We start from the raw sequence: 23,797 nt of genomic DNA on the forward strand, positions 1-23,797 counted from the left end.
CACCAGAACCCCGCCGACCACCACCCCCGTATGCCGAGCCACCGTCTCCCGGAACCGCAGCCCCACCGCGGCCAGCGCCACCCCGAACAGCACCGACACCACCACATGCGTCACCGCGGCGGCCAGCGCCAGCCGGGCCACGCGGCGCAGCGGATAGCGCCGCGTGCGCGCCAGCACCGCCAGCGGCATCCAGTGGTCCGGGAGGATCGCGTGGCCGATGCCGATGCCGGTGGCGGCCAGGAGCATGGGAAGGATCGTCACGACTGCCCCTCGGTGGTCGTCCCCGCCGGGGCGTGGACGCGAAGACTTGCGGGCGCGCGGGCCCCAAGAAGGTGTTCGTGTTCGGTGCGCCGGGCGGCCGGCGCCGCCGCCGTCAGCGCGGCAGCGCCTCGTAGCCGTCCCAGGCGTCCAGCGTGACCTGCTCGAAGCCCAGCCCGTAGGCCGTCACGCCGCGGCCGTAGGCGCCGAGCCAGCACTCGCGCAGTTCCGCGGCCAGGACCCAGCCGTACTCGGACTCGCGGTAGCGGAAGCGGGTGGGCTTGCCGTCGACCGGGAGCTGGACCGCGCGCCAGGGCGCGTCGTCCAGGTTCTCCGCGACCTCGTAGGCCAGCTCGGTCTGCTGGTGCAGCCAGTCGCCGCGCAGCGCCTTGTCCACGGCCCAGGGCCAGGCGTCGGACAGCAGCCCGAGGCCGGCCACGGCGGCCAGGGTGGACAGCGTGGTCGGTTCCAGGACGGTCGCGCCGCCGCCGGAGCGGCGCCCGAGGCGGGCCATCGTCACCACGCCGCAGAAACGCCGGGGGGACAGGTCGTCAGGGCGGCGGGCCGGGTGGTCGCCGTGGCCCAGGGTGCCGTATTCGGCGACGCCGTCCGGGCCGTGCATGATCGAGCCCAGCCAGCGGTCGCCGCCCCAGGCCTCGTCCAGGCCGTACCACGGGACCGCGGTGCGCTGGCCGTCCCAGGCGTCCGGCTCGGAGGCGGCCAGGGCGGCGGCGGAGACGGAGGCCACCGGCGGGCCCGGAACGAAGTCGTCGTCTTGGACTGAGCCGCGTTCGACAGAGCCGCGTTGGACGGAGCCCCGCTGAGCGGCGTCGCCCACGACGGAACCCCCCGCCGGGCCGATGCCGGCGGTTGGATCAGGGAAGTCTTCGGTTGAGATGGTGCTGCTCATGGAACCTCACGTCGCATCCGCGTCAAACGGCGGGCGCTCGCCCGCGGCCAGGCGCGGGGCGGGGGCCCGGTAGAGGGCATCGTCCGGGGTCGCGTCGTCGGCGGCCAGGGGCCTTCTGGCTCCCTCGGCCGCGCTGCGTATCTCGCCGTTGAGCGAGTCGGTGATGTCCCTGATCTCGCGGAAGTCGCCGTCTTCGGGTCCGAGCACGTGCTTGCGCACGAAGTTCTTCGGGTGCAGGTCGGTCAGTTCCAGGTCCTGGAACTCCGGGCCCAGTTCCTTCTTCAGGTCGTTCTGGGCGTTGCGGGTGAACTCGCGGAACTGCCGCAGGGTGCGCGCCAGGCCTTGTACCGCACTGGGCAGTTTGTCCGGGCCGAACAGCATGACGGCCAGGGCCAGCAGCGCGATCAGCTCCAGCGGGCTGATGTCGAGAAACGGCACGGTGGAAGGCTCCTGCTCTGGCGGGCGCGGCCGGCGGCTTTCCGGCGCTACGCGCTAGCGTAACTCCCGTCCGCCGGATGCCGGCCCCACGGCGGGCGGATATTCGTCGAACCTTACGCAGTCAAGGCTCGGCAATGCCGAGCCTCGACGTCAAGAGCGAATCTGCGCAGCTCCGCCGGAATCCTCAGTGCCCCGGCGCGTAAGTGGCGATCTGCGCCGGCGCCGGCTGGGCCGGCGAGTGTGAGGGGCTGGCACTGGCGCTGAAGTCGCCGACCAGCCAGGCCCCGGTGCCCAGGGCGGCCAGCGACACCGCGCCGATCGCCGCCACCCGCAGCCGCTGCGGCCGTACCGGGGAACGGCCGGCCGTGGGGCGGCCGGCCGCCGGAGCCGCCGGCGGGCGGATCGGCACGGTCTGGAACGAGAACGGTCCCGGGGCGCTGCCCGGGCCGCCGCCGGCCGGACCACCGCCGGCCCCGGGCTGGCCGGCGGAAGCGCCGGCCCCGGTGCCGCGGTTGGTGTCCAGGCTCAGCAATCCGAGCATCAGCTCCACCGGCACCTGGGGCGCCGCCATCGCACTGAGCCGGGACTTGAGCTGCCGCTCGGTCTCGGCCTCTTGACGGCACTCCGCACACTGCGCCAGGTGCCCGAGCATGCGCTCTCGGGTGCCGTGGTCGAGTTCGCCGTCGATCAGCGCGGTCAGGCGGTCTCCGAGGTGCCTGGTCACCGGCGGCCCTCCTTCGCGCCGGCCGCCGAGGCGGAGCCGCCGGGGGCCCGGTGCTCCAGGGCGGTGCGCAGCTGGGAGCGGCCGCGATGGATCCGCGAGCGCACGGTGCCCAGCTTCACGTCCAGGGTGGTCGCGATCTCCTCGTAGGACAGGCCCTCGATGTCGCACAGCACGACCGCGGCCCGGAACTCCGGGGCCAGCGAGGCGAGCGCCGCCTCGATGTCGGCGTCCATGTGCGAGTCGACGAAGATCCGTTCCGGCGACGGCTCGCGGCCGGGCAGCCGGTCGTCGGCGTCCTCGCCCAGGGAGTCGAAGCGGATCCGGGCCCGGCGCCGGACCATGTCCAGGAACAGGTTCGTGGTGATGCGGTGCAGCCAGCCCTCGAAGGTGCCCGGCTGGTAGCTGGACAGCGAGCGGAAGACCCGGATGAAGACTTCCTGCGTCAGGTCCTCGGCGTCGTGCTGATTGCCGGTCAGGCGGTAAGCCAGCCGGTACACCCGCTGCGAGTGGGTCCGGACGATGTCGTCCCAACTCGGCGGTTCCCACCCGACGGCCGCGGCGTCCAGCGGCTGGGTTTTCTCCCCAACGGCGGGCGCGGCTTCGGCCGGCATCGCGGTATCGGGGATGGTCTCGCCCCCGCGGCGGTTCTTTTCCAGGGCGGCCTTTCGGGCCGCACGCCGACGACGAAGTTCCCCGAGATCTATCCGCGGTCCAATGGTGTTGACCGGGACGGCTCCAGGATTGCGGGCGCTGTTGGCGTCAGCCACGACTGCCCCACCTCCTATTTCCAGTACCGCACTCATCACCATAGACGCCTGCCTCGCTGCTAAAGGCTGAAAGGAACCTGAGATCGGTCTAAGATCTCCCGGCCCTCCAAACCGTGAGCCACTGTCGAGGACAGAACGGCCGGTCACCAGCGTGAAGTTCCCAGGGGGCCGGTTCCCTTGAAGTGTCCGCTTACAGCGATCAGACGAACCGATCACGGCCCCGTCGCACCCGGGCCGGGCCCGCCGCGGACGGCCCGCCCGCTGTCTGCCAGTTAGTCCGACGTGGTATGCGCGCGGACAGGTGGCTACGCTCTTGATGCCCACTAGCAACCAACCGACCAGTTCCCGGCCGAGCGCGGCTCCGGGACCCGCGACCCTCGGAGGCCGTCATCCCCAGTCACCGGCACGCCAGCCTGGCGTATGCGGAGGGGTACGTCGCCGAGGACGACGTGCTGGTCTCCGCACGCCGCGAGGCCCGGCGGCTGGGCATCGCCCCGGTCGAGCCCGGCACCGGCGCGGCCCTGCGGCTGCTGGCGGCCACGCTCGGCGCCCGGGCGGTGGTGGATGTCGGCACCGGCGCGGGCGTGTCGGGGATATACCTGCTGCGCGGAATGCACGCGGCCGGGGTGCTGACGACCGTGGACGAGGACACCCAGGGCTCGCAGGCGGCCCGCCGGGCCTTCGCCGACGCCGGCTTCGCGGCCAGCCGCACCCGGGTGATCGGCGGGGCCGCCGGCTCGGTGCTGCCGCGGCTCGCCGACGGCGGCTACGACATGGTCTTCTGCGGCGGCCCGGGCACGGACCACCTGGCCGGCTACGAGGAGACGCTGCGGTTGCTGCGGCCCGGCGGGCTGGTGGCCTTCGACGGGGCGCTCGGACAGGACCGGGTGGTCGACCCGTCGATCCGGGACGCGCGCACGTCGGCGCTGCGGTATCTGCACCGCCAGGTCGCCGAGGACACCCGGCTGCTCCCGGCGCTGCTGCCCACCGGGGACGGGCTGCTCTGCGCGGTCAAGCGCCCCTAGGAAGCGCCGCGAGCCGCCGACAGCACCGCCCCGGCGGGGGCGGAAGTGAGAAGGAACACCTGCATTGGGGACGCCAAACCCCGGCCGTTCGGGGGCCTGACGTCACTGGTGGGACGGATGGGGTGACGATGCGGACGGCGCCGGACTAACCGACGACGCCCTTGATCGCCTCACCGAGCGCGGCGGCCTCCTCCGCCGACAGCTCCACCACGAGCCGGCCGCCGCCTTCCAGCGGAACCCGCATCACGATGCCCCGTCCCTCTTTGGTCACCTCAAGCGGGCCGTCACCCGTCCGCGGCTTCATCGCCGCCATGCTCGTTCCCCTTCCTAGGAGCCAGCTACTCAACCAATCCATTATCCCGCATGCAGCCGGAATGGGTTCCGGTGTCGCCGCGGGAGGCCCGACTGAGTAGCTTCGTCAGAGTCTGCAAACAGTTCTACCGGACGCGACCAACACTGGTACATGCCTGGAAGCCGATAAGGCGGAGAGTGGGACCCCCTATGTCCGACAACGTTGTCTACGACGTCACCGAGGGTGTCGGCACCATCACCCTGAATCGCCCGGACGCCATGAACTCGCTCGACAGTGCGACCAAGGCGGCTCTGCGGGACGCGGCGATCTCGGCGGCCGAGGACGACTCCGTTCGCGTGATCGTGGTGCGCGGCACCGGGCGCGCCTTCTGTGTCGGGCAGGATCTGAAGGAGCACGCGGCGGCCCTGGAGGCCGGGCGCGGCCTGGCGAACACCGTGCAGGAGCACTACAACCCCTTGCTGCGGGCCCTGACCTCGGCGCCCAAGCCGGTGATCGCCGCGGTGAACGGCGTGGCGGCCGGAGCCGGGGCGGCCCTGGCCTTCGCCGCCGACCTGCGGATCGCCTCCGACAAGGCGGCCTTCAACCTGGCCTTCGCCAACATCGGGCTGACCGCCGACTCCGGCGCCTCCTGGACCCTGCCGCGGCTGGTCGGGCCGGCCAAGGCGATCGAGCTGCTGATGCTGCCGGAGACCATCGGGATCGAACAGGCCGCTGCGCTGGGCCTGGTGCACCGCGTGGTGCCGGCCGAGGAGCTGGACGCGGCGGTCGGCGAGCTGGCGGCGCGGCTGGCCACCGGGCCGACCGCGGCCTACGCGGCGATCAAGAAGGCGGTCGGCTTCGGCCTGGCGCACTCCCTGGACCAGACCCTGGACCTGGAGGCCGAGTTGCAGGACGCGGCCGCGGCCACCGAGGACCACCGCAACGCGGTGCGGTCCTTCCTGGCGAAGGAGAAGCCGACCTTCACCGGGCACTGACCCCGCACCGGACACTGACGCCGACGGAAAGCATCGGCGCCCCGAATGACCGCCATCTGGAATGGTCGTCATCCGAAATGACAAACAGCCGGCCGGCCTCACAATGCGGCCGGCCGTTTTGCTGAGCTCATGGAGCCGAGAACAGAGAAAGAAGCAGAAGGGTTACTGGTCGTTCTCGGGGCGCCGGTACCAGGAAGACAGCGGATTGTCCTCCTCCGCAGCATTCTGATCGCCCGGGAACGCCGGCTCGGCCGCCCCGGGCGTCAGGCCCACACCGGGGCCGAAGCCGGGCTGCACGGCGGTCGCGGTGGCCGTGCCGCCCGCCGCCTCGGACCCCGGAAGGCCGGGCACGCCGGGCACCGCGTCCCGCGCCACCGGCTCGTACGCCACGGCACCCTCGCCGAACCGGCCACCCGCCGGGCGCGTCAGTTCGGCGATCGTCCGGTCCCGGTGGTCGATCTCGGCGGCCAGCCGGTCCAGCATCCGGTCCACCTGGTCCATGCGGTAACCGCGGAACCCGACCGCGAAGCGGGCACCGTCGATGTCGTCCTTGCCCAGTTGCCGGTCGTCGGCCAACGCCGGCTCCGGCCGGTCCTGGCGCGGGTCGTCCAGACCCCCGCCGCGACCGGCGGCCACCCACGCGATCGCACCGAACACCGCCGCGACGACCAGAAACTGAAAATACAGCACGCGCACATCGTGCCACGCCCGACACTGCGACGTCGCCGTTAGGCTGATCTCCATGTCATCGAACGCGGACGGCGCCCCGGGCGGCCGCACCGACAGCGGCCCGGCCCGGCCGGGTGTCCCGCAGGGCACGCTGCGCCTGGGACCGTACGAGTACGGCCCCGACCAGCAGCTCGTGATGGCGATCGTGAACCGCACCCCGGACTCCTTCTACGACAAGGGAGCCACCTTCGGGGACGCCGCCGCGCTGGACCGCGTGGAGAAGGCCTTGAGCGAAGGCGCGGACCTGGTGGACATCGGCGGGGTGAAGGCCGGCCCCGGCGACGTAGTGGACACCGCCGAGGAGCTGCGCCGGGTGGTGCCGTTCGTGGCCGAGGTCCGCAAGCGGTTCCCCGAAGCGGTGATCTCCGTGGACACCTGGCGTGCCGAGGTCGGGGACGCGGTGTGCGCCGAAGGCGCCGACGTGCTGAACGACGCCTGGGGCGGCTGGGACCGGGGCCTGGCCGAGGTCGCGGCCCGGCACGCGGTGGCGCTGGTCTGCACGCACGCCGGCGGCGTCGAACCGCGTACCCGCCCGCACCGCATCGCCTACCCGGACGTGATGGCGGACATCCTGGAGCGCACGGTCCACGGCGAGGCCGAGCGCGCGGCGGCGCTCGGCGTCCCGCGCGACCGCATCCTGATCGACCCCGGCCACGACTTCGGCAAGAACACCCGCCACTCGCTGGAGGCCACCCGCCGACTGGCCGAGATGGCCGCGACCGGCTGGCCGGTGCTGGTGTCGCTGTCGAACAAGGATTTTGTGGGCGAGACATTGAACCGCCCGGTGAAGGAACGCCTAGTCGGCACGCTGGCCACCACCGCGGTGTCGGCGTGGCTCGGCGCCCGGGTCTACCGGGTGCACGAGGTCGCCGAGACCCGGCAGGTGCTGGACATGGTGGCGGCGATCCAGGGGCTGCGGGAGCCGGCGGTGGCCAAGCGCGGGCTGGCCTAGCCGGCTGCGCGGCTACTGCGGCTATGGCGAGCGCTCAGGCGGCCTAGCCGCCTGAGCGGCACTGCTAGCCCACTGCTAGCCCCGCTCCCCCGGCTTGCCCATGATCGCCACCGCCTCATCCGGGTCGTCCACCACGTGGATCAGGTCCAGATCCTTCGGCGCGATCTTCCCGGCCGGAATCATCGAATCCCGGATCCAGTCCACCAGCCCGCCCCAGAAGGCCCGGCCGACCAGCACCACCGGGAAAGACGTCACCTTGTGCGTCTGCACCAGCGTGAGGGCTTCGAAAAGCTCGTCCATGGTGCCGAACCCGCCGGGGAGCACCACGAAGCCCTGCGAGTACTTCAGGAACATCGTCTTGCGGACGAAGAAGTACCGGAAGTTGATGCCCTGGTCGATGTAGCTGTTCAGGGACTGCTCGAAGGGCAGCTCGATGCCCAGCCCGATCGAGCGCCCGCCGGCGTCGAACGCGCCCTTGTTCGCCGCCTCCATCGCGCCGGGGCCGCCGCCGGTGATGACGGTCCAGCCGGCCGTGGCCAGGCCGCGGCCGATCTGCTCGCCGATCAGGTACTCGGGGCTGCCGGTGACGGTGCGGGCCGAGCCGAAGACGGTGATGGCCGGGCCGGTGCGGGCCAGCGAGTCGAAGCCCTCGACGAACTCGCCCTGGATGCGCAGAACGCGCCAGGGGTCCTCGTCCTTCCAGTCCTTGCCGTATGCGTGGTCCAGCAGCTTCTGGTCGGCTGTGGCCGCCGGCAGTTGCTCCTGGCCGCGGCGCCGGGTCACCGCGCCGACGAAGCGCTCGGTGAAACTGCCGCCGTTACCGTGTCCGTTGCCGTGTCCGTTTCCGCTGCCTTGGCTCATAGTCGGCACATTACCGGCCGCGGTTGTCCGGACGGCGGCCGACAAGCGACCGGTAGTCGCTCAGGACTGCGGACGCACCTGCTCCAAATGCTGGCTCAGCCATCCGTAGGCCTGCGGCAGCCACTGCTTCCAGACCGCCGTGTTGTGCGACCCGTGCTCCTTCTTCAGGACGTCGACCATGTCCGGCGCCACCTGCTGCAATGACTCCGCGGCGGCCAGCACGCTCCCGTGATCGTCCTCGGCGGAGGCGGCGGCCAGCAGCGACACCGGCGGGTTGGGCTTGTGGTTCTGTAGAACCCACAGCGTGGAGTTCTGGTCGGCGAAGGCCGAGCCGTACTTAGAGACGTAGCCGCCGGGCCGCACATCACCGCTCATCTGCACCGCGGCGCTGAACAACTGCGGGTACTGCACCAGCAGCTTGCCCGCGCACAGGCCGCCCTCGGAGTAGCCCATCATGCCCCAGCCGGTGCGGTCGGTGGTGACCCGGAAGGTGCGCTCGACCATGTTCCGGATGTCGTCGGTGATGAAGGTCGCCACCTGCGGTCCGCCGGGGATGTCGGTGCAGTCCGTGTTCACGCCCTTGACCGGCGAGATGTTCACCGCGACGAGCACGAACGGGGTGGCGGAGTGCTGCTGGATCAGCGCGCCGAGTTCCTTCTGGCCGGCCATGTTGCCGAACCAGGTCTGCGGGGTGCCCGGGTAGCCGGGGAACAGCAGGACGACCGGGAACGCGGTGTTGGCGTAGGCGGGATCGTTGTACTGCGGCGGCAGCCAGGTGATGACGTCGTTCGAACCGCCCAGGCCGCTCCTCGGCCCGGTGAAGCTGGTCACCAGCGCGTCGTCGCCGTATTTCTTGAACTCCTGGACCGGGCCGGGCGGCCGGGATCGCGGGACCACCGGTACCGCCTGGCCGCGACCGCCCTGCGCGGTGCCGTCGGTCAGGCTGCTGCCGGTGATCGGGCCGCCGGCCGCCACGGTGTTCTCGTGGATGATCACCCCCGGGCTGCCAGTGTCGCCGAGCAGATCGTCCCAGGAGGCGTAAAGCCCGTAGTAGTTGTTGACGATCACGCCGCACAGCAGGATCGCCATAACCTGGCTCACGCCGATCATCGACAACCGCGTGGCGGCCCGGACGGGGCGCGGCCCGCGGATGCGGTTCCACAACAGATATGTGCCGATCGGCGCGGCGACCGCCAGTACGATCGCCGTCACCATCATCGGCCAGCCGGTCGGGCTCATCGAAACTTCGGACCTCTCGGAACTTGCCTGGACAGCGGGCTGTTCACCGGGCTCCCGTAACAATACGAGAGCTGCTCCGCCGCTGGTAAGACGCCAAGGGGTCCCGGCCGGTTGCTTCTGCGAGCGCACCTTTGAGAACCGGTGCGCGCCGCCGCGGGTCGTCAGGTCACGAAGCGGAGCCGAGCCAGCTTCTCATCCGCTCGGCGCATCGAACAACTTGCCCTAGGTCCACTGATTCATCCGGTTTGTGAGCCAGGGATCCGTCTCCCGGACCGTAGTTGACGCCCGGAACGCCGAGTTCAGCGAACCGGGCGACATCGGTCCAGCCGAATTTCGCCGTGGGTTCCCCGGGCATCCCGGCCATCACGGCACTGACGAACTCGGCCGCCAAGGGCAGGTGCAGACCCGGACGCGCGGCCGGAGCGGAGTCGGTGACCACGATCTCAGCGTCCAGATCCGCGAAGACCTCGCGGACGTGGCGTTCGGCGTCGGCCTGACTACGGTCCGGCGCGAACCGGAAGTTCACCACCAGCGAGCACTCGTCCGGGATGACGTTGCCGGCCACCCCGCCGGTGATCCCGACCGCGTTCAGGCCCTCGCGGAACTCCAGGCCCTCGACCTCGACCCGGCGCGGCTGGTATTCGGCGAGCCGCCGCAGCGCCGCCCCGGCCTTGTGGATCGCGTTGTCGCCGAGCCAGGAGCGGGCCGAGTGCGAGCGGGCGCCGCGGAAGGTCAGCCGGGCGCGCATCGTGCCCTGGCAGCCGCCTTCGACGATGTTGTTGCTCGGCTCCAGCAGCACCGCGAAGTCGGCGGCGAACCACTCCGGCCGGGTGCGGATCAGCCGGCCCAGGCTGTTGCGCTCGGCCTCGACTTCTTCGCACTCGTAGAAGACGTAGGTCACATCCCGGCCGGGGTCGGCCAGGGTGGCGGCCAGCACCAGCTGCACCGCCACGCCGGCCTTCATGTCCGAGGTGCCGCAGCCGTGCAGCGTGCCGGTCTCCCAGTCGCCCTCCAGGAGCGAGGGGACGTTGCGGCGCCCGGTGCTGTCGACCGCGATCGGGACGGTGTCCAGGTGCCCGGCCAGGATCACGCGCTCGGCCCGCCCGAGGTCGGTGCGGGCCAGGACGGAGTCGCCGTCGCGCAGCACCTCCAAATGCGGATACTGACGCAGCGCCTCCTCGACCACGTCGGCGAGCGCCTTCTCGCTCCCGCTCTCGGATTCGATGTCGACAATCGCCGCGGTGACGCGGGCCGCGCTCTGAGTGAGGTCCAGGTCGGACATCGTTCGGTCGCTCCCCGTCGTCAGCCGGTGAATCCGCTGTCGCGGAGCATGTCGTTGATCTGCAGCTTGTCGTGCGCCTCGCCGGGCGCCAGGCGCCGCAGCACCAGGAGGCAGGGGGTGGTGAACTCCCCGCCCGGGAACTTCTTCACGCGGGTCGAGGTGACGCAGACCGACCAGGCCGGGGCCTCGCCGCGGGGCAGTTCCTCGCCGGTCTCGGCGTCGAAGACCCGCATCGACTTGGTGAGGTTGGTGCCCGAGCCGAGCTTGGCGCCCTGGCGCACCCGCGCGCCCTCGACCACCATCGAGCGGGAGCCGATGAAGGCGTCGTCCTCGATCACGACCGGGACCGCGTTCGCCGGCTCCAGCACGCCGCCGATGCCGACGCCGCCGGACAGGTGGACGTTCTTGCCGATCTGCGCGCAGGAGCCGATGGTGGCCCAGGTGTCCAGCATCGAGCCGGAGTCGAGGTAGCCGCCGATGTTGATGAAGCCGGGCATCACGATCGAGCCGGGCGCCAGGTAGGAGCCCCAGCGGACGATCGCGCCGGGGACCACGCGGGCGCCGTTCAGGTCGGTCTTCAGCGGCATCTTGTCGTGGTACCGGAAGTCGCCGGCGTTCGACTCGACCATGTCCAGGACCTTGAACGAGAGCAGGATCGCGCGCTTGGCGCGCTCGTCCACCACGACCTCGTCGGTGGCCCGGTCCACGAACGCCGCCCGCGCGGTGCCGGCGTCGATCAGGTCCACGGCCTCGGTCACGGCCTTGCGGGCGTCGGAGTCCGCCGGGCCCAGCTCGGCGCGGCGCTCCCACAGCTCGTCGATGACCGCGGAGATCGGGGAGGCGAAATCCTGGGGGGTCGGTGCGTTCGTCATGACCACCACGATATGTGTTTCAGCTACGGTGGCCTGGCGGTGGTCACACCGCAGGACGGATCTCGGACATAAACGGACGGAACTGGACGGTATGGGTCAGCGAGGCCGCCCCCGAGGCAGGCAGGAACAGAGTTCGGGCGGGTCCCGGCACATCGGCGCCTGGGTGGTGACCGTGCTGCTGCTCGCCGTGCTCGGCGGCGGCGGGTACTTCGTCTACCACACGTTCACCAACGGCGCCCTGGCCTCGGAGAACTGCACCGCGACCGGCGCCGACGGGCAGTCCTCGACGATCGCCAACCAGCGGATGGCGAACGCGGCGACCATCGCCGCCGTGGCGCGGGCCAAGAGCCTGCCGGAGCGGGCGACGATAATCGCCCTGGCCACGGCCGAGCAGGAGTCGAAGATCACGAATCTGTCCGGCGGCGACCGGGACTCGGTCGGGCTGTTCCAGCAGCGGCCGTCCCAGGGCTGGGGCAGTCCGACGGAGATCGCCGACCCGGTCTTCGCGACCGGGTCGTTCTTCCACGCGCTGCTGAACGTGAACAACTGGGAGAACATCGGCGTCGGCCAGGCGGCCCAGGACGTGCAGCACAGCGCCGACTCCTCCGGCGAGTCCTACGGGCAGTGGGAGGAGATGGCCACGGTCCTGGCCACCTCGCTGGACGCCAAGTCCGGAACCTCGCTGACCTGCAAGTACAACGACCCGAAGCTGACCGCCGAGACCGCGGGCGCCAGCGGTCTGACGCCCCGCGCCTCGGCGCTGGGCCAGGCGCTGGTGAAGCAGTTCAGTGCGAACGGGGTCGGAGCCGCGCCGAAGTACTCGCACACCGACGACGGCCTGACCCTGCAGATAGGGTCCAGCAACGGCCTGTTCGACCCGCACGTGCTGGCGAACTGGGCGGTGGCCTCGGCGAAGACCCTGAGCGTGGACCGGGTGCAGTACGCGGACCAGGTGTGGACGCGCTCGTCCGGGAAGTGGAAGACGGCCACGCCGACGAACTCCGGGACGGTCGACGTCTCGGTGGTGAAGGGCGGCTGAGCCCTGGCAGGCTGGGGCGATGACATGGATCGTGTTCGATTACGGTGAGGTCATCGCCCAGCGGCCGTCCGCGCAGGCCTTCGCGCGGCTGGCCGCGATCGCCGGGGCGCCGGCCGCGGAATTCGAGGACGGCTACTGGCGGTTTCGCGACAAGTTCGACCGCGGCATGGCCGAGCTCGACTACTGGCAGGCGGTCGGCGGGCAGGCCGGCTTCGAAGTGGGGCCGGCCCAGGCCGAGGCGCTGACCGCGGCGGACGTCGAACTGTGGAACACCCTGGACCCGCGGTCGGTGGCGTTGGTCACGGAGCTCGCGGCGAGCGGGCGGCAGCTGGCGTTGTTGTCGAACGCGCCGAGCGCGCACGGCACGGCGTTCCGGGCCCGGGAGTGGGCCGGGTCGTTCCGGCACTTCGTGATCTCCGGCGAGCTGGGCCTGGCCAAGCCGGATCCGGCGATCTGGCGGGCGCTGGTGGACCGGCTCGGGTCCCCGGCCGGCGAAGTGCTCTTCCTGGACGATCGCGAGGTGAATGTCACCGCGGCCGAGGAGTTCGGCATCCGGTCTTTCCTGTGGACCGGCCCCGACGACGCCCGACGGCACATCGCGGAATTCGACCGGGAATTCTTTCCGGCCACCGGATACTGATATCAGACGACCCAATCATTGTTCGAAGTTATTACTTCCCCTTTACTTCTTTCAGCGTTTCCCCGAGCGGGGTTCATCCGTTGGACAGGGGGCTGTCGCGTAGACGCGGCAGCCCCCATTCCAAGGAGAACCAGGCAATGAGCACCTTGAGCACCACGGTCCGGCGCGGCCTGGTCGTCACGGCGGCCGCGATGGCCGCCGGTCCCGTCGTCGGCGGTGTCGCCTCCGCGGCGACCGGACCGACGACCAGCACACCGCTGGATGCCGCGCCCATCACGACCACCGCCGCCGACACCGCGCAGCTGGCCACCGCACCGATGCCGGTGACCCGCTCGGCCCTGCCGCTGGCCGGCGGCCTCGGCTCGATCATGCCGATCAACGGCGACCTGGCCGGCCCGGTCAGCGGGCTGGCCGGCGGCCTGCCGCTGAACCAGCTGACCGGCGGGCTGCCGGTGAGCGGGCTGACCGGGCAGCTGCCGGTGGTCGGGCCGATGGCCCAGAACCTGCCGGTGGTCGGCCAGCTGACCGGCGCCACCCCCGCCACCCCGCCGGCCAACGCGCAGGCCGCCCAGGACGCGGCCGCCGACCTGAAGGCCGCCTTCCCGACCCCGCACATGCCGACCCCGCCGGCGCTGATGACCCCGGCGCACGCCGGGACCCGCAGCCGGACGCTCGCGCCGGTCGCGCCCGCCGTCGCCGCCCCGGCCGGCCCGACCGCGGCCCAGGTCGCGCAGGCCCAGCAGGCCGCGGCCGCCGCGAACCAGTCGGGGAGCTCGCTGCCGATCATCGGCCAGCTGCCGGTCGTGGGCGGGCTCACGCAGGGTCTGCCGGTCGGCAACCTCACCGGTGCGCTCGGCCACTTCTGAGCCGCCGCACCTTTAGGCGATCGGCGACCGGCATCGCGAAATCGGCGCCGAGTTCTGAAAGCCTTCCCTAAGACCCCTGGCATGCCTCCCCGCGTGCCAGGGGTCTTTCGCGTTCCCCCCGTGCCGCCATACGGGGGATTTCCGTCTGTCCGCTTGATCCGCACTGCTTGATGTCACATAACCTGATCAAGAGAGGAATCCCTCCTAGGAGCGATTATCCGCAACTCTTCGCATGCGGGCGCCGTGAAGGCGCAATCAATCGCCATGCCTGAAAACGTGTGAACCGCCCCACCGGGAGCCACGGATGAAGCACCGCCACGGCAAGACGACAGGTGTCAGCTCGGGTCTGGTGGACCTGAGCGAGCAGTCCCTGGCCGACGTCTCGCGCTCGGTCTCGGCCGGCGAGGTGTGGTCGGAGGACGTCGACCGGCGCATCAGCCCGCCCCGGGACGGAGGGACCGCGACGGTGCCGGTGGCCGCGTCGTTCAACTCGGCCGTCTGACGGGGGCGGGGCCATGGTGTCCGCGCCGCCGTTCCGGCAGTTCGTCCTGAAAGTGGCGACCCGCTGCGATCTCGCCTGCGACCACTGCTACGTCTACGAGGCCGCCGACACCTCCTGGCGGCACAAACCGCGGTTCATGGCGGAGGAGACCGTGCAGCGCACGGCGGAGCGGATCGCCGAGCACGCGGCCACGCACCGGCTCCCCGCTGTCACCCTGGTGCTGCACGGCGGTGAGCCGCTGCTGCTCGGACCGACGCGGATGCGGGAGACGCTGAAGACACTGCGCTATGTCATCGAGGACGCGGGCTGCGCCGTGGCTCTGCGGATCCACACAAACGGGGTCCGCCTCAGCACCGAATACTGCGACCTGTTCCGCGAACATCATGTTCAGGTCGGGGTGTCCCTGGACGGCGACCGCGCCGCGACCGACCGGCACCGGCGCTTCGCCAACGGGGCGTCCAGCCATACGCAGGCGCTCCGCGCGGTATCGCTATTACGCGACGAGTACCCGGACATCTATGCGGGAGTCCTGTGCACCATAGACGTCCGCAACGATCCGGTAGCCGTCTACGAGGCGGTCCGCGATGCCGCGCCGCCGCGCGCCGACTTCCTCCTCCCCCACGCCACGCATAGCGATCCGCCTTTAAGGACGGATCCCGGACATACCGAATACGCGGACTGGATGCTCGCGGTATTCGACCGCTGGAATGCCGAGAACCGGCCATTCCCGATCCGCTCGTTCACCTCGGTCTTGGACGCCTTCCGCGGCCTGCCGAGCGGGACGGAATCCCTCGGCCTGAGTCCGGTCGATCTGGTGGTCGTCGAAGCCGACGGGACGCTGGAGCAGACGGACTCGCTGAAGGCGGCCTATGACGGCGCACCGGCCACCGGCTTCACTGTCGCCGAGCACTCGTTCGACGAGGCGTCCGGGCATCCCGGGTTCGAGGCCCGGCGCCACGGTCTGGCGGATCTGTGCGAGACCTGCCGACGCTGCCCCATTGTGTCCGTTTGCGGCGGCGGACTCCGTACGCATCGCTATAGCGCTCCCTCCCAGACGACTTCTCCAGCCGATCCGTTCGACCACCCGAGCGTCTACTGCGGCGACCTCAAAGAGCTGATCATGGGGATCAGGGCCCGGACCGAGGCGTCGGCCGTAGCCCGCGTTCCGGCGCAGCGCGCGCTCGGGTTGCCGGCAGATGTGCTCCACCAGTTGGCGCACGGATACGGGGACGCTAAAGCGATCGAACACCTGAACCGCTTCCAGCGCTCGCTCCGGATACTGCTACTCGCGAAGGTGTTCGCCGCAGCGGACGGCGGCACCGGGCCCCGGCAAGAACTCGTGGGCGCAGCGATCGCTCGGCTGAAGACGCTCGACGCCGGTCACAAGAATGCCCTGCACGAAATCCTCGGGCACCCCTATACGTCGGTCTGGGCATTACGCTGCCTAGACGACGCACAGTCCGGCCGAGCCGACCCTGACGACTTCGCCCACCTGGGCTCACTGGCGGCCGCCACCGCGATCCGCGCGGGGGTCGATGCGGAGGTCGAGGTGCCGGTACGCCAGGGCGCTGTGTATCTGCCCACCCTCGGACGCCTTGTGGTCGGGGCCGACGCGGGTCGGTCCGTGCTGCTGCGGATCTCCGGCGGGGATTGCGACGTGTTGGGTACGCCGGGGTGGCAGGGGGTCCGGCGTGCCGCCCTGCCCATCTTCTCTGGAGGGGGAATCGCTGTAGAGGACACCGATCCGTTCCGCCGATGCCATCACTGGGACGTCGCGCAACGGTTGCCCGACAGCGACGCGGCGGCTTGGCTGAGTGCCATCCCCGCCGCGTGGGACACCCTCGCGCGGGACCATCACTCCTACGCTCCGGGCATCGCCGCCGGACTGACGACGATCGTGCCGCTGGTGCCATCCCTAGCGGGGCGTGCGGTCAGTTCCACGGCGCGCCGGGCCTATGGGGCGATCGGTGCGGGTCTGCCTGTCGTAGGCGACCGTGCGGCCGACTCCCCGGCCTCCTCCTTAGCGCTCCTGATGATCCATGAGTTCCAACATGCGAAGCTCGGCGCGGTCCTGGACATGGCAGATCTCCACGACCCCCACGACACCCGTTTGTTCGAAGCGCCGTGGCGGCAGGATCCGCGTCCGCTGGAGGGGCTGTTGCAGGGGACGTACGCACACGTCGGCGTCACCGACTTCTGGCGGGTCCGCCGCTTCACCGCACCGGATCCCGAGGAGCGCGCGCACGCCGAAGCCGAGTTCGGGCTCTGGTTCGGGCATACCCTGCGCGCCACCCATGTGTTGGCCGGCTCCGGCTCCCTGACGCCCCTTGGCCTGCGCTTCGTAGAGGCGCTGCGCACCACACTGGAAGGTTGGACGTCCAAGGTCTGACTGCCCCGCGCAACGTTGACGCCACCGATCACACCGCGCAATCCTGCAAGAGACGCAGTGTGAAGAAGCAGTGAGGGTCACGGGGTGACCTCCTGGTCGCAGGGGGGGGCGGATGGCTGTCTCGGGTCGGGTGCCGCAAGGCGCCGCACACGGGTCGGCCCCGGTTTTCTTCCTGAGCTACGCCCGGCACCACCGCGGGGTCGAGGACAAGACCGGCGGCGCCGAGGACCCGGACCGCTGGACCCTGCGGTTCTTCGACGATCTGACCTTCGAGGTCGCCGAGCTCACCACCCTGCCCCGGCACGCTCGGCCCGGATTCATGGACCGGGAGGTGCGGGTCGGCCAGGACTGGCCGCGGCGGATCTCCGAAGCACTGGCGACCTGCCGGGTGTTCCTGCCGCTCTATACGCCGCGCTACTTCACGTCCCTGAGTTGTGCCAGCGAGTGGTACCTGTTCCAAGCCCGACAGAGCGCGCACGAGCTGACCGCCGGCACCCGGTCCGAGGCGATCATCCCGGTGCTGTGGCTGCCGATGCCGGACACCGAGCTGCCGCCCGCCGCCCGGGCGTTGCAGTTCGACCATCACACCCTCGGTGAGGCCTACGCGCGCCTGGGGTTCCTGCAACTCATACGTCTGACCCGCTTCAAAGACGAGTACCAACTGGCGATCCACGCCCTGGCGCGGGAGGTCGTACGGGTCGCGCTCAGCGGCGCGCCGCAGGCCGCCAAGCCGGTGGACTTCACGACGCTGCACCGCCACTTCGAGAACGCGGAAGGGCTCTTCGACGCGGCCGGTGATCTGGTACGCCGGGTCGGGGGCCGGACGCCGCTGTCGTTACCGGCCCGGCGGCCGCTCGCGCTGCCGCCGGGCACCGCCGTGCCAGGCACCACCCTGCCGGACTCGGCCACCGAGCCCGCCACTTCGCTGCAGAGCTCTGCAGAGGAGGCGGTGACCGCGTATGTCCGGGCCGCACAGACGAAGCTCACGGAGTGGTTCGCCCGCCGGCCGCACGAAATCGCGTCCGCGGACTTCGACGACTTCTACTTCCGCGAAGTACATCCCGCCGCTAAGGCCGCACTGGTGCGCCATCTCACGCCTCACGCCCCGGACGGCCCCTCCGCCCGGCCACCCCGTCTCCGCTCCCTGCCCACTGCGGAGCAACCGCCAGGAGGAGCGCCGCATGTCCTCTGATCCGGACGGCACCGTTATTACGTTCTACTCCTATAAGGGCGGTACCGGGCGCACCATGGCGCTCGCGAACGTCGCGTGGATCCTGGCCGCGAGCGGCCGCCGGGTGCTGGCCGTGGACTGGGACCTGGACTCGCCGGGGCTGCACCGCTTCTACCATCCGTTCCTGCCTCCATCGGCGTTACAGTCCACCGGCGGGGTCATCGACCTGATCGTCGACTACGCGTGGCAGGTGCACCAGCACCGGGAGGACCGGCCGACAGACTGGCACCGGCAGGCCGCCGAGGTGGAGCGGCACACCGTGGCCGTGGACTGGCCGTTCCCCGGCGAGGGGGCCCTGGACTTCCTACCCGCGGGCCGTCAGAACCGCGACTACGCCTCGGCGATGGCGCCGCGCGGCTGGGACGACTTCTACGAGGAGATGGGCGGCGGCCTGTTCTTCCAGGCCATGCGCGAGGGGATGAAGGCGGCCTACGACTACGTCCTCATAGACAGCCGCACCGGCTTATCAGATATTGCCGATATCTGCACATTACAGCTGCCCGACATCCTCGTGGACTGCTTCGTCCTCAGCGACCAGAACATCGACGGCGCGCTCAGCGTGGCGCAGCGGGTGCGGGAACACAGTCTGGACCGGCCTATACGCATCCTGCCGGTACCGATGCGCGTCGACGACGGGGAGAAGACGAAGGCGGACGCCGGCCGCATCGTGGCGGCGTCCCGGTTCGAGGGCTTCCCGGCCGGCATGGACGACGAGCGCCGCAGCCAGTACTGGGCCGCCGTGGAGACCCCATACAGGCCCTTCTACGCCTACGAAGAAACCCTCGCGGTCTTCGGCGACGCCCCCGGCTATCCGAACTCGCTGCTGGCCGCCTACGAGCGGCTGACCGCCGAGATCACGGTGGGCCGCGTCACGGGACTCCCCGCCATAGAAGAGTCGCGGCGGCGGCAGGTCCTAGAGGGGTTCACCAGGCGGCACGCCACCAAGGTCCGCCCCCTGATCCACTACGTCGCCGAGGACCGGATGTGGGCCGACTGGGTCCGGGAGATCCTGGCTCAAGTGGACGTCTCCGCGGATCTCGTAGGTGTGGGAATCCCTATAGCGAATTCCACCCCTATAGCGAATGCCGATAGTGCTCCCGGCGCAGGGACACCCGAGGCCGACCGACAGATTCTGGCCATCGCGTCCCACGCCTATCTGCGCTCGGCCGACGCCCACACCGACCTCCGCCGACTAGGGGCCACAGCAACGTCCTCCGACGGAACGCCGACGCACCGGATCACCGCGGTCCGCGTGGCCGATGTCCGGCTGCCGGCACAGTACGAGGCCAACGCGCCGATCGACTTGGCTCGGCTCAGCGAGCCCGAGGCCGTGGAGACCTTGCTGCGCGCCGTAGACCGGAACGCTTATGCGCAGTGGCGTGCGCGCTCCCCTGATGCGTTGCCCTCCGCGCGCGCCCACGGACCGCGCTTCCCCGGTGTTGATCCGCAGGCCTGGAACGTGCGCGGCCGCAATGCCACCTTCACCGGTCGTGACGAGGTGCTGGAACACGTCCGGGACCGGCTGCTGTGCGGTTCCGTGGCGGGATCCGCGCCGCCGCATGCCCTGCACGGCCTGGGCGGCGTCGGCAAGACTCAGGTCGCGTTGGAGTACGCACACCGCTTCAAAGGCGACTACGACCTCGTATGGTGGCTCTCCGCGGACCAGCCGGAGCTGATCCCCGCGGAGTTGGCACGGCTGGCCCGGCCGATGGGACTGTGCGGCCTGCGCGCGGACAGCGGCATCGCCGAGACCGCGGCGGCGGTCCTGGAAGCGCTACGGCGGGGCGACCCGGTGCGCCGCTGGCTGCTGATCTACGACAACGCCGACGAGCCAGGCGCGGTGCGTCCGTTCCTGCCCGAGAGCCGGCACGGCCATGTGCTGATCACATCTCGGAACCCGGCGTGGGCCCAGGAGGCGGCGCCGGTCGAGGTAGAGGTGTTCACCCGCGCTGAGAGCGTGGAACACCTACGGCGCCGGGTGCCGGGGCTGGCCGTGGAGGACGCCGACGCACTCTCCGTCGCCCTCGGCGACCTGCCGCTGGCCGTGGAGCAAGCAGCGGCCTGGCTCACCGAGACCGGGACGCCGGTCGGCGAATACCTGGCCGAACTGGACCGGCAGGCGTCCGCGGTACTGGCGCTGAACCAGCCCGGCGACTACCCGGTGCCGGTGGCGACGACCTGGACGATCTCCTTCGAGGCGCTCCGCGACCGCTCCCCGGCCGCCGTACGACTCTTGCAGCTGTGCTCGTTCCTGGCGCCGGAGCCGGTATCGATGGCGCTATTACGTTCGGACCAGATGATCCAGGCCCTGATCCCCTACGACGAGGCACTGCGCGACCGGATGATGATCGGCCGCGTGGTCCGCGAGGTCGGGCGATTCGCGCTGGCCCGGGTGGACGCGGCCTCGAACACACTCCAGGTGCACCGCCTAGTCCAGTCGGTGATCCGGGCCCGGATGAGCGAGGAGGAGCAGGAACAGGCCTGCCACGAGGTGCACCGGGTGCTGGTCGGGGCACGGCCCCGGGCCGGCGACACCGACGACCCGGAGAACTGGCCGCGCTATGACCAGATCTGGGCCCACCTGGGGCCGAGCCGGGCCCGGATGTGTGCCGAGGGCGAGACCTTGCAACTGCTGATCGACCGGGTCCGCTACTTGTGGAAGCGCGGGGAACTCGCGGCGGCGTTGGCCTTCGCCGAGGAACTCGCCGCCGTCTGGATTTCGCGGGGACGACCGCCGGACAAGGACCCGGACTTGCTGTCGCTGCGGTTCCACACCGCGAACGTGCTCTGGTCGATGGGGCGCTTTGAGGACGCGCGGCAAATCAATGCAGAGGTCCTGCGCGCACAGAGTGCGGCGCTGGGCGACGGCCACCGCCACACACTGATGACAGCTGGCGGACTCGCCGCGGCACTACGCGGACTGGGACGGTTCGACGAGGCGCTGGCCCAGGACGAACAGACCTATGCACGGTTCGCGGAGAACTTCGGCATGGACTTCCCACAGGCGCTGTCCTCGGCGAACAACCTGGCGATCTCCTACCGCCTCGTGGGGAACTTCCACAGGGCCGCCGAGATAGATCGGGAGGTCTTCGCGCGGCGACGTGAAGTGCTTGGGACGGAACACCCCTACACGTTGAGCTCCGCGGGGTCGCTAGCCCGGGACATGATCGACGCTGGGCGGTTCGTGGAGGCCGTGAAGCTGCTGTACGCGACGCTGGAGACGTATCGCGAGGTATTGGGCGACGACTTCGTGGAAACCCTCCGGACCGCCAAGAGTCTGGCGGTGGCGCTTCGGAAGTGCGGACGGCTCAGCGAAGCCCAGGCGCTCACGGAGGAGACCTACGAGAGGTATCTCCAGAGGTTCGGCCCACAGCATCCGGACACCCGCGCCTGCGCTCTGAACCGAGCTGCGGACCTGGCCGCCCAGGACCGCGACGAGGAAGCCATCCCGATCCTCGCCGACTGCCTGGCAATGTATGAGCAGGAGTTGGGGGAACAGCATCCATACACGCTCGTAGCGGTGAACAACCTGGCGGTCTATGAGCGGGCGATGGGTAACGTGGCGCGCGCCCGGACCCACGCCGAACGGACCCTGTCCGGCTTCGACAGCGCGCTGGGGGCATCGCACCCGTTCACCTTGGCGGCTGCCGCGAACCTTGCGAACTGCTTAGCGGATTCCGGCGAACTCGCGGCGGCAATCTCTCTGGAGGACCGCGTACTCGCCGGATTACGGGAGCGGCTAGGGGAGGGTCACGTCTATACGCTCACCGCCGAAGCGAACCACGCCGCAACACTGCGGTTAGCGGGCCGGGGCGCGGAGGCCGAGCAGATAGCGGCCCGCAGCCTGGAACAACTCGCCGCGTTGCTGGGCGAGGAACATCCGGTGTGCGCACGGGTGCGGGGCGGCGCCCGGATCGGGCGGGATTTGGAGGCTGCGGCGTATTAGCGGTTGTTCGCACCTGCCGACACTTGTTCCCGCTTACCGCTCTCCAGTGCCTGTCAACGCTTGCTACCGCTTACCGCTCTCCAGTGCCTGTCGACACTTGTCGCCGCTTACCGCTCTCTATTGCCTGTCAACGCCTGTCACCGCTTACCGCTCTCTCGTGCCTGTCGACATCTGCCAGCGCTTGCCAATCCCTTCGATCATCTCGATGTCGGCAGCGGTTACCAGGGACTCGACCGTCCTCGATCATCAACCCACCTTGGTCACCAACACCCAGCACCCAACACCCGCCCGAGACCGCCCACCGAGCCACTAAGCACCTATCACCTATCACCTAGTGCTAAGCGCCACAGAGAGCGCTACCCACCCAGCGCCACCGCCGCATCCCACGAGACCCGCGCCCCCGACCACGCGATCACCTGCGGCATCCGCAGCAACGCGCTGAAGTGCGAGGCGCACGGCTCCAGGTCGACCGTCGCGCGCGGGATCCGCTCCCCCAGCCACCGGGTGTGGCTGACCGGCGAGAACCGGTCCTCGGCCCCGTGCCACAGATACACCGGCACCTCGATGTCGGCGGGATCGAAGCCCCAGGGCGCGGCCAACGCGAGCGAATCGTCGTACCAACCGTCTGCCGAATGCGCGACCGCCGCAGCGAAGGACACGATCAGTTCCTGCCTGATGTTCGCCTGCCGAATCACCGCCCGATCCGTCGGCTCCAGCCCCGCATCGATGTTCGCCAGCAGACTCGCCGGATCGGCACGAATCGACGCCGCACGCTCATCAAGATCACGCCGCAGCGCCGCCGGATCCGTAAGCGCCCGCGTATAGGACTCGACGTTGCCCGAAGTCATACCAACAAACCAGGCGCTCCCCATCGCATCACGCGGCGCCAACGCCACCATCGCCGCCGCCCTCGTCACCCGATCCGGCAGCAACGCCGCACACGCCAACGCATGCGGCCCACCCCCAGAGCGGCCAAGCACCGCGAACCGCTCGATCCCCAACGCGTCCGCAACCGCAGCGGCATCCGCCGCAACCGACGCCACACTCCGCCCCACCTGCCGATCCGACTCCCCGAACCCAGGCCGATCGAACGTCAGCAACCGAATCCCCGACGCATGCAACCTCATCGCCCGCGGCACCGGCCCCAACCGACTCCCAGGCGTGCCATGGAACAGCATCACCGGAGCCCCACCAGGATCACCACGCTGGCAAACCGCCAACCGACGCCCATCCGCCGTCCGCACACTGCTGACCATGGCCCTCCTCCACTGCGCGGCAGCTACCCGGCCCCGCAACAACAGAAACCGCCGCCTCCGGCGCGCACAGGAGCGAGGGGAGGCGGCGGAGGCAGAGCGACAGGCAGGGCGCCGGCCAGTACCGACACAGCGCGCGGGCGCGGCGGACGCGGCGGTCAGCAGAGCGTGCGGGCCCAGGCCCAGGCGCGGCGACGGCCGGAGATGGCAAGGCCGGCAAGGCTCGCGAGCCCTGCGAACCGAGGCAGCAACAGCTGCGCAGCGCCCGGAGGTCACGAGCCCAGCAACCAGCGCCGAGTACTGTCAGAACATGCCGCTGTTCGGGGTGCGCCCACCGGTCGAGGACCGCGAGCGCCAGTGGATCGAGAAGATGCTGAGCTGGTGCGTCGAGCAATTCGGGCACGAAGCGCTCGAAGCGGAAGCGCTCACCCCGACACCCTCGTTCTTCCCCGGCACCTACCGCGGCACCCCAGACGACGTGCTGGAGCTGGTCGACCTAGTCCGCGCCCACCTCCGCATCGACCCCGCAGAAATCGCGATCATCTCATACGACGGACGCCCACCAGCCCGCCCCGGCCCACCCGGCC

General features: G+C 70.3%; 22 protein-coding genes and 1 pseudogene. 11 read left to right on the plus strand and 12 right to left on the minus strand.

All coding sequences use genetic code 11. The features are described from left to right. The 5 genes and pseudogenes from IZR01_RS33865 to sigE all read right to left on the minus strand — a co-directional run. Window positions 1–261 (minus strand): annotated as a pseudogene (locus tag IZR01_RS33865) (hypothetical protein); the annotation flags it as partial. A gap of 112 nt (window positions 262–373) precedes the next feature. Further along, a complete protein-coding gene (locus tag IZR01_RS33870; protein ID WP_228555047.1) occupies window positions 374–1,168 on the minus strand; it encodes a hypothetical protein in 795 nt (264 codons plus the stop codon). Between the two features lie 6 nt (window positions 1,169–1,174). Continuing rightward, window positions 1,175–1,606, minus strand: a complete 432-nt coding sequence (locus tag IZR01_RS33875) for a sec-independent translocase (RefSeq protein WP_194896048.1) — start codon at window positions 1,604–1,606, stop codon at window positions 1,175–1,177. Between the two features lie 184 nt (window positions 1,607–1,790). Beyond that, the gene (locus tag IZR01_RS51290; RefSeq protein WP_323746448.1) at window positions 1,791–2,330 is read right to left on the minus strand and encodes an anti-sigma factor family protein; all 540 of its coding nucleotides are present in this window, start codon (window positions 2,328–2,330) and stop codon (window positions 1,791–1,793) included. Next, window positions 2,327–2,941, minus strand: coding sequence for an RNA polymerase sigma factor SigE (sigE, locus tag IZR01_RS33885; RefSeq protein ID WP_228555051.1), 615 nt, complete (start codon window positions 2,939–2,941; stop codon window positions 2,327–2,329). Before sigE ends, IZR01_RS51290 begins: the two co-directional genes overlap by 4 nt. 545 nt (window positions 2,942–3,486) lie before the next feature. Between sigE and IZR01_RS33890 the strand changes: the two genes are divergently transcribed. Next, the gene (locus IZR01_RS33890; protein ID WP_194896050.1) at window positions 3,487–4,122 is read left to right on the plus strand and encodes an O-methyltransferase; all 636 of its coding nucleotides are present in this window, start codon (window positions 3,487–3,489) and stop codon (window positions 4,120–4,122) included. Between the two features lie 145 nt (window positions 4,123–4,267). Here IZR01_RS33890 and IZR01_RS33895 read toward each other — a convergent pair whose 3' ends face one another. Then, the gene (locus tag IZR01_RS33895) at window positions 4,268–4,435 is read right to left on the minus strand and encodes a DUF3117 domain-containing protein (RefSeq protein ID WP_015796491.1); all 168 of its coding nucleotides are present in this window, start codon (window positions 4,433–4,435) and stop codon (window positions 4,268–4,270) included. A gap of 188 nt (window positions 4,436–4,623) precedes the next feature. Here IZR01_RS33895 and IZR01_RS33900 point away from each other — a divergent pair, with 188 nt between their 5' ends. Continuing rightward, complete coding sequence (locus IZR01_RS33900) at window positions 4,624–5,409, plus strand: enoyl-CoA hydratase-related protein (RefSeq protein ID WP_194896046.1); 786 nt, start codon at window positions 4,624–4,626, stop codon at window positions 5,407–5,409. Between the two features lie 162 nt (window positions 5,410–5,571). On the opposite strand, the gene IZR01_RS33905 is transcribed toward IZR01_RS33900, so the two are convergent. After that, the gene (locus IZR01_RS33905) at window positions 5,572–6,099 is read right to left on the minus strand and encodes a DivIVA domain-containing protein (protein WP_323747170.1); all 528 of its coding nucleotides are present in this window, start codon (window positions 6,097–6,099) and stop codon (window positions 5,572–5,574) included. A gap of 175 nt (window positions 6,100–6,274) precedes the next feature. Here IZR01_RS33905 and folP point away from each other — a divergent pair, with 175 nt between their 5' ends. Further along, window positions 6,275–7,090, plus strand: coding sequence for a dihydropteroate synthase (folP, locus tag IZR01_RS33910; protein ID WP_194926232.1), 816 nt, complete (start codon window positions 6,275–6,277; stop codon window positions 7,088–7,090). A 75-nt stretch (window positions 7,091–7,165) separates the two neighbouring features. Here the strand turns inward: folP and IZR01_RS33915 are convergent, their stop codons facing one another. The 4 genes from IZR01_RS33915 to IZR01_RS33930 all read right to left on the minus strand — a co-directional run bounded on the left by IZR01_RS33915 (window position 7,166) and on the right by IZR01_RS33930 (window position 11,344). Next, window positions 7,166–7,951 (minus strand): LOG family protein, encoded by a 786-nt coding sequence (locus IZR01_RS33915; protein ID WP_194896044.1) that lies wholly within the window; start codon window positions 7,949–7,951, stop codon window positions 7,166–7,168. Window positions 7,952–8,011: 60 nt separating this feature from the next. Further along, complete coding sequence (locus tag IZR01_RS33920) at window positions 8,012–9,190, minus strand: alpha/beta hydrolase (protein WP_194926225.1); 1,179 nt, start codon at window positions 9,188–9,190, stop codon at window positions 8,012–8,014. Window positions 9,191–9,356: 166 nt separating this feature from the next. Then, window positions 9,357–10,472 carry a succinyl-diaminopimelate desuccinylase gene (gene dapE, locus IZR01_RS33925; RefSeq protein ID WP_194926226.1) on the minus strand — a complete coding sequence of 372 codons (1,116 nt, stop codon included), beginning with the start codon at window positions 10,470–10,472 and terminating at the stop codon, window positions 9,357–9,359. Window positions 10,473–10,492: 20 nt separating this feature from the next. Next, window positions 10,493–11,344 carry a 2,3,4,5-tetrahydropyridine-2,6-dicarboxylate N-succinyltransferase gene (locus IZR01_RS33930; RefSeq protein ID WP_194926227.1) on the minus strand — a complete coding sequence of 284 codons (852 nt, stop codon included), beginning with the start codon at window positions 11,342–11,344 and terminating at the stop codon, window positions 10,493–10,495. A gap of 91 nt (window positions 11,345–11,435) precedes the next feature. On the opposite strand from IZR01_RS33930, the gene IZR01_RS33935 reads away from it, so the two are divergent. From IZR01_RS33935 to fxsT, 7 genes are all read left to right on the plus strand, one after another. After that, a complete protein-coding gene (locus IZR01_RS33935) occupies window positions 11,436–12,383 on the plus strand; it encodes a hypothetical protein (RefSeq protein ID WP_194896040.1) in 948 nt (315 codons plus the stop codon). 19 nt (window positions 12,384–12,402) lie between these two features. After that, on the plus strand, window positions 12,403–13,023 hold the full coding sequence (locus IZR01_RS33940; RefSeq protein WP_194926228.1) for an HAD family hydrolase: 621 nt from the start codon (window positions 12,403–12,405) through the stop codon (window positions 13,021–13,023). Window positions 13,024–13,160: 137 nt separating this feature from the next. Further along, a complete protein-coding gene (locus IZR01_RS33945; RefSeq protein WP_194896038.1) occupies window positions 13,161–13,889 on the plus strand; it encodes a hypothetical protein in 729 nt (242 codons plus the stop codon). Window positions 13,890–14,193: 304 nt separating this feature from the next. Then, window positions 14,194–14,391: a hypothetical protein gene (locus tag IZR01_RS33950; RefSeq protein WP_194896037.1), complete on the plus strand. Its 198-nt coding sequence runs from the start codon at window positions 14,194–14,196 to the stop codon at window positions 14,389–14,391. A 13-nt stretch (window positions 14,392–14,404) separates the two neighbouring features. Further along, entirely contained in the window at window positions 14,405–16,780 is a 2,376-nt protein-coding gene (locus tag IZR01_RS33955; RefSeq protein WP_194896036.1) for an FxsB family cyclophane-forming radical SAM/SPASM peptide maturase, read from the plus strand. 112 nt (window positions 16,781–16,892) lie between these two features. Next, the gene (locus IZR01_RS33960) at window positions 16,893–17,972 is read left to right on the plus strand and encodes a TIR-like protein FxsC (RefSeq protein ID WP_194926229.1); all 1,080 of its coding nucleotides are present in this window, start codon (window positions 16,893–16,895) and stop codon (window positions 17,970–17,972) included. Further along, a complete protein-coding gene (gene fxsT, locus IZR01_RS33965; RefSeq protein ID WP_194926230.1) occupies window positions 17,962–21,957 on the plus strand; it encodes an FxSxx-COOH system tetratricopeptide repeat protein in 3,996 nt (1,331 codons plus the stop codon). Before IZR01_RS33960 ends, fxsT begins: the two co-directional genes overlap by 11 nt. A gap of 356 nt (window positions 21,958–22,313) precedes the next feature. Here the strand turns inward: fxsT and IZR01_RS33970 are convergent, their stop codons facing one another. Further along, a complete protein-coding gene (locus tag IZR01_RS33970; protein WP_194926231.1) occupies window positions 22,314–23,213 on the minus strand; it encodes an alpha/beta fold hydrolase in 900 nt (299 codons plus the stop codon). A 307-nt stretch (window positions 23,214–23,520) separates the two neighbouring features. On the opposite strand from IZR01_RS33970, the gene IZR01_RS33975 reads away from it, so the two are divergent. After that, on the plus strand, window positions 23,521–23,797 hold a 277-nt coding region (locus IZR01_RS33975; protein WP_228560784.1), incomplete at its 3' end, for a hypothetical protein.

It is taken from the genome of Catenulispora pinisilvae (genome assembly GCF_015356865.1).
Classification (GTDB): Bacteria; Actinomycetota; Actinomycetes; order Streptomycetales; family Catenulisporaceae; genus Catenulispora; species Catenulispora pinisilvae.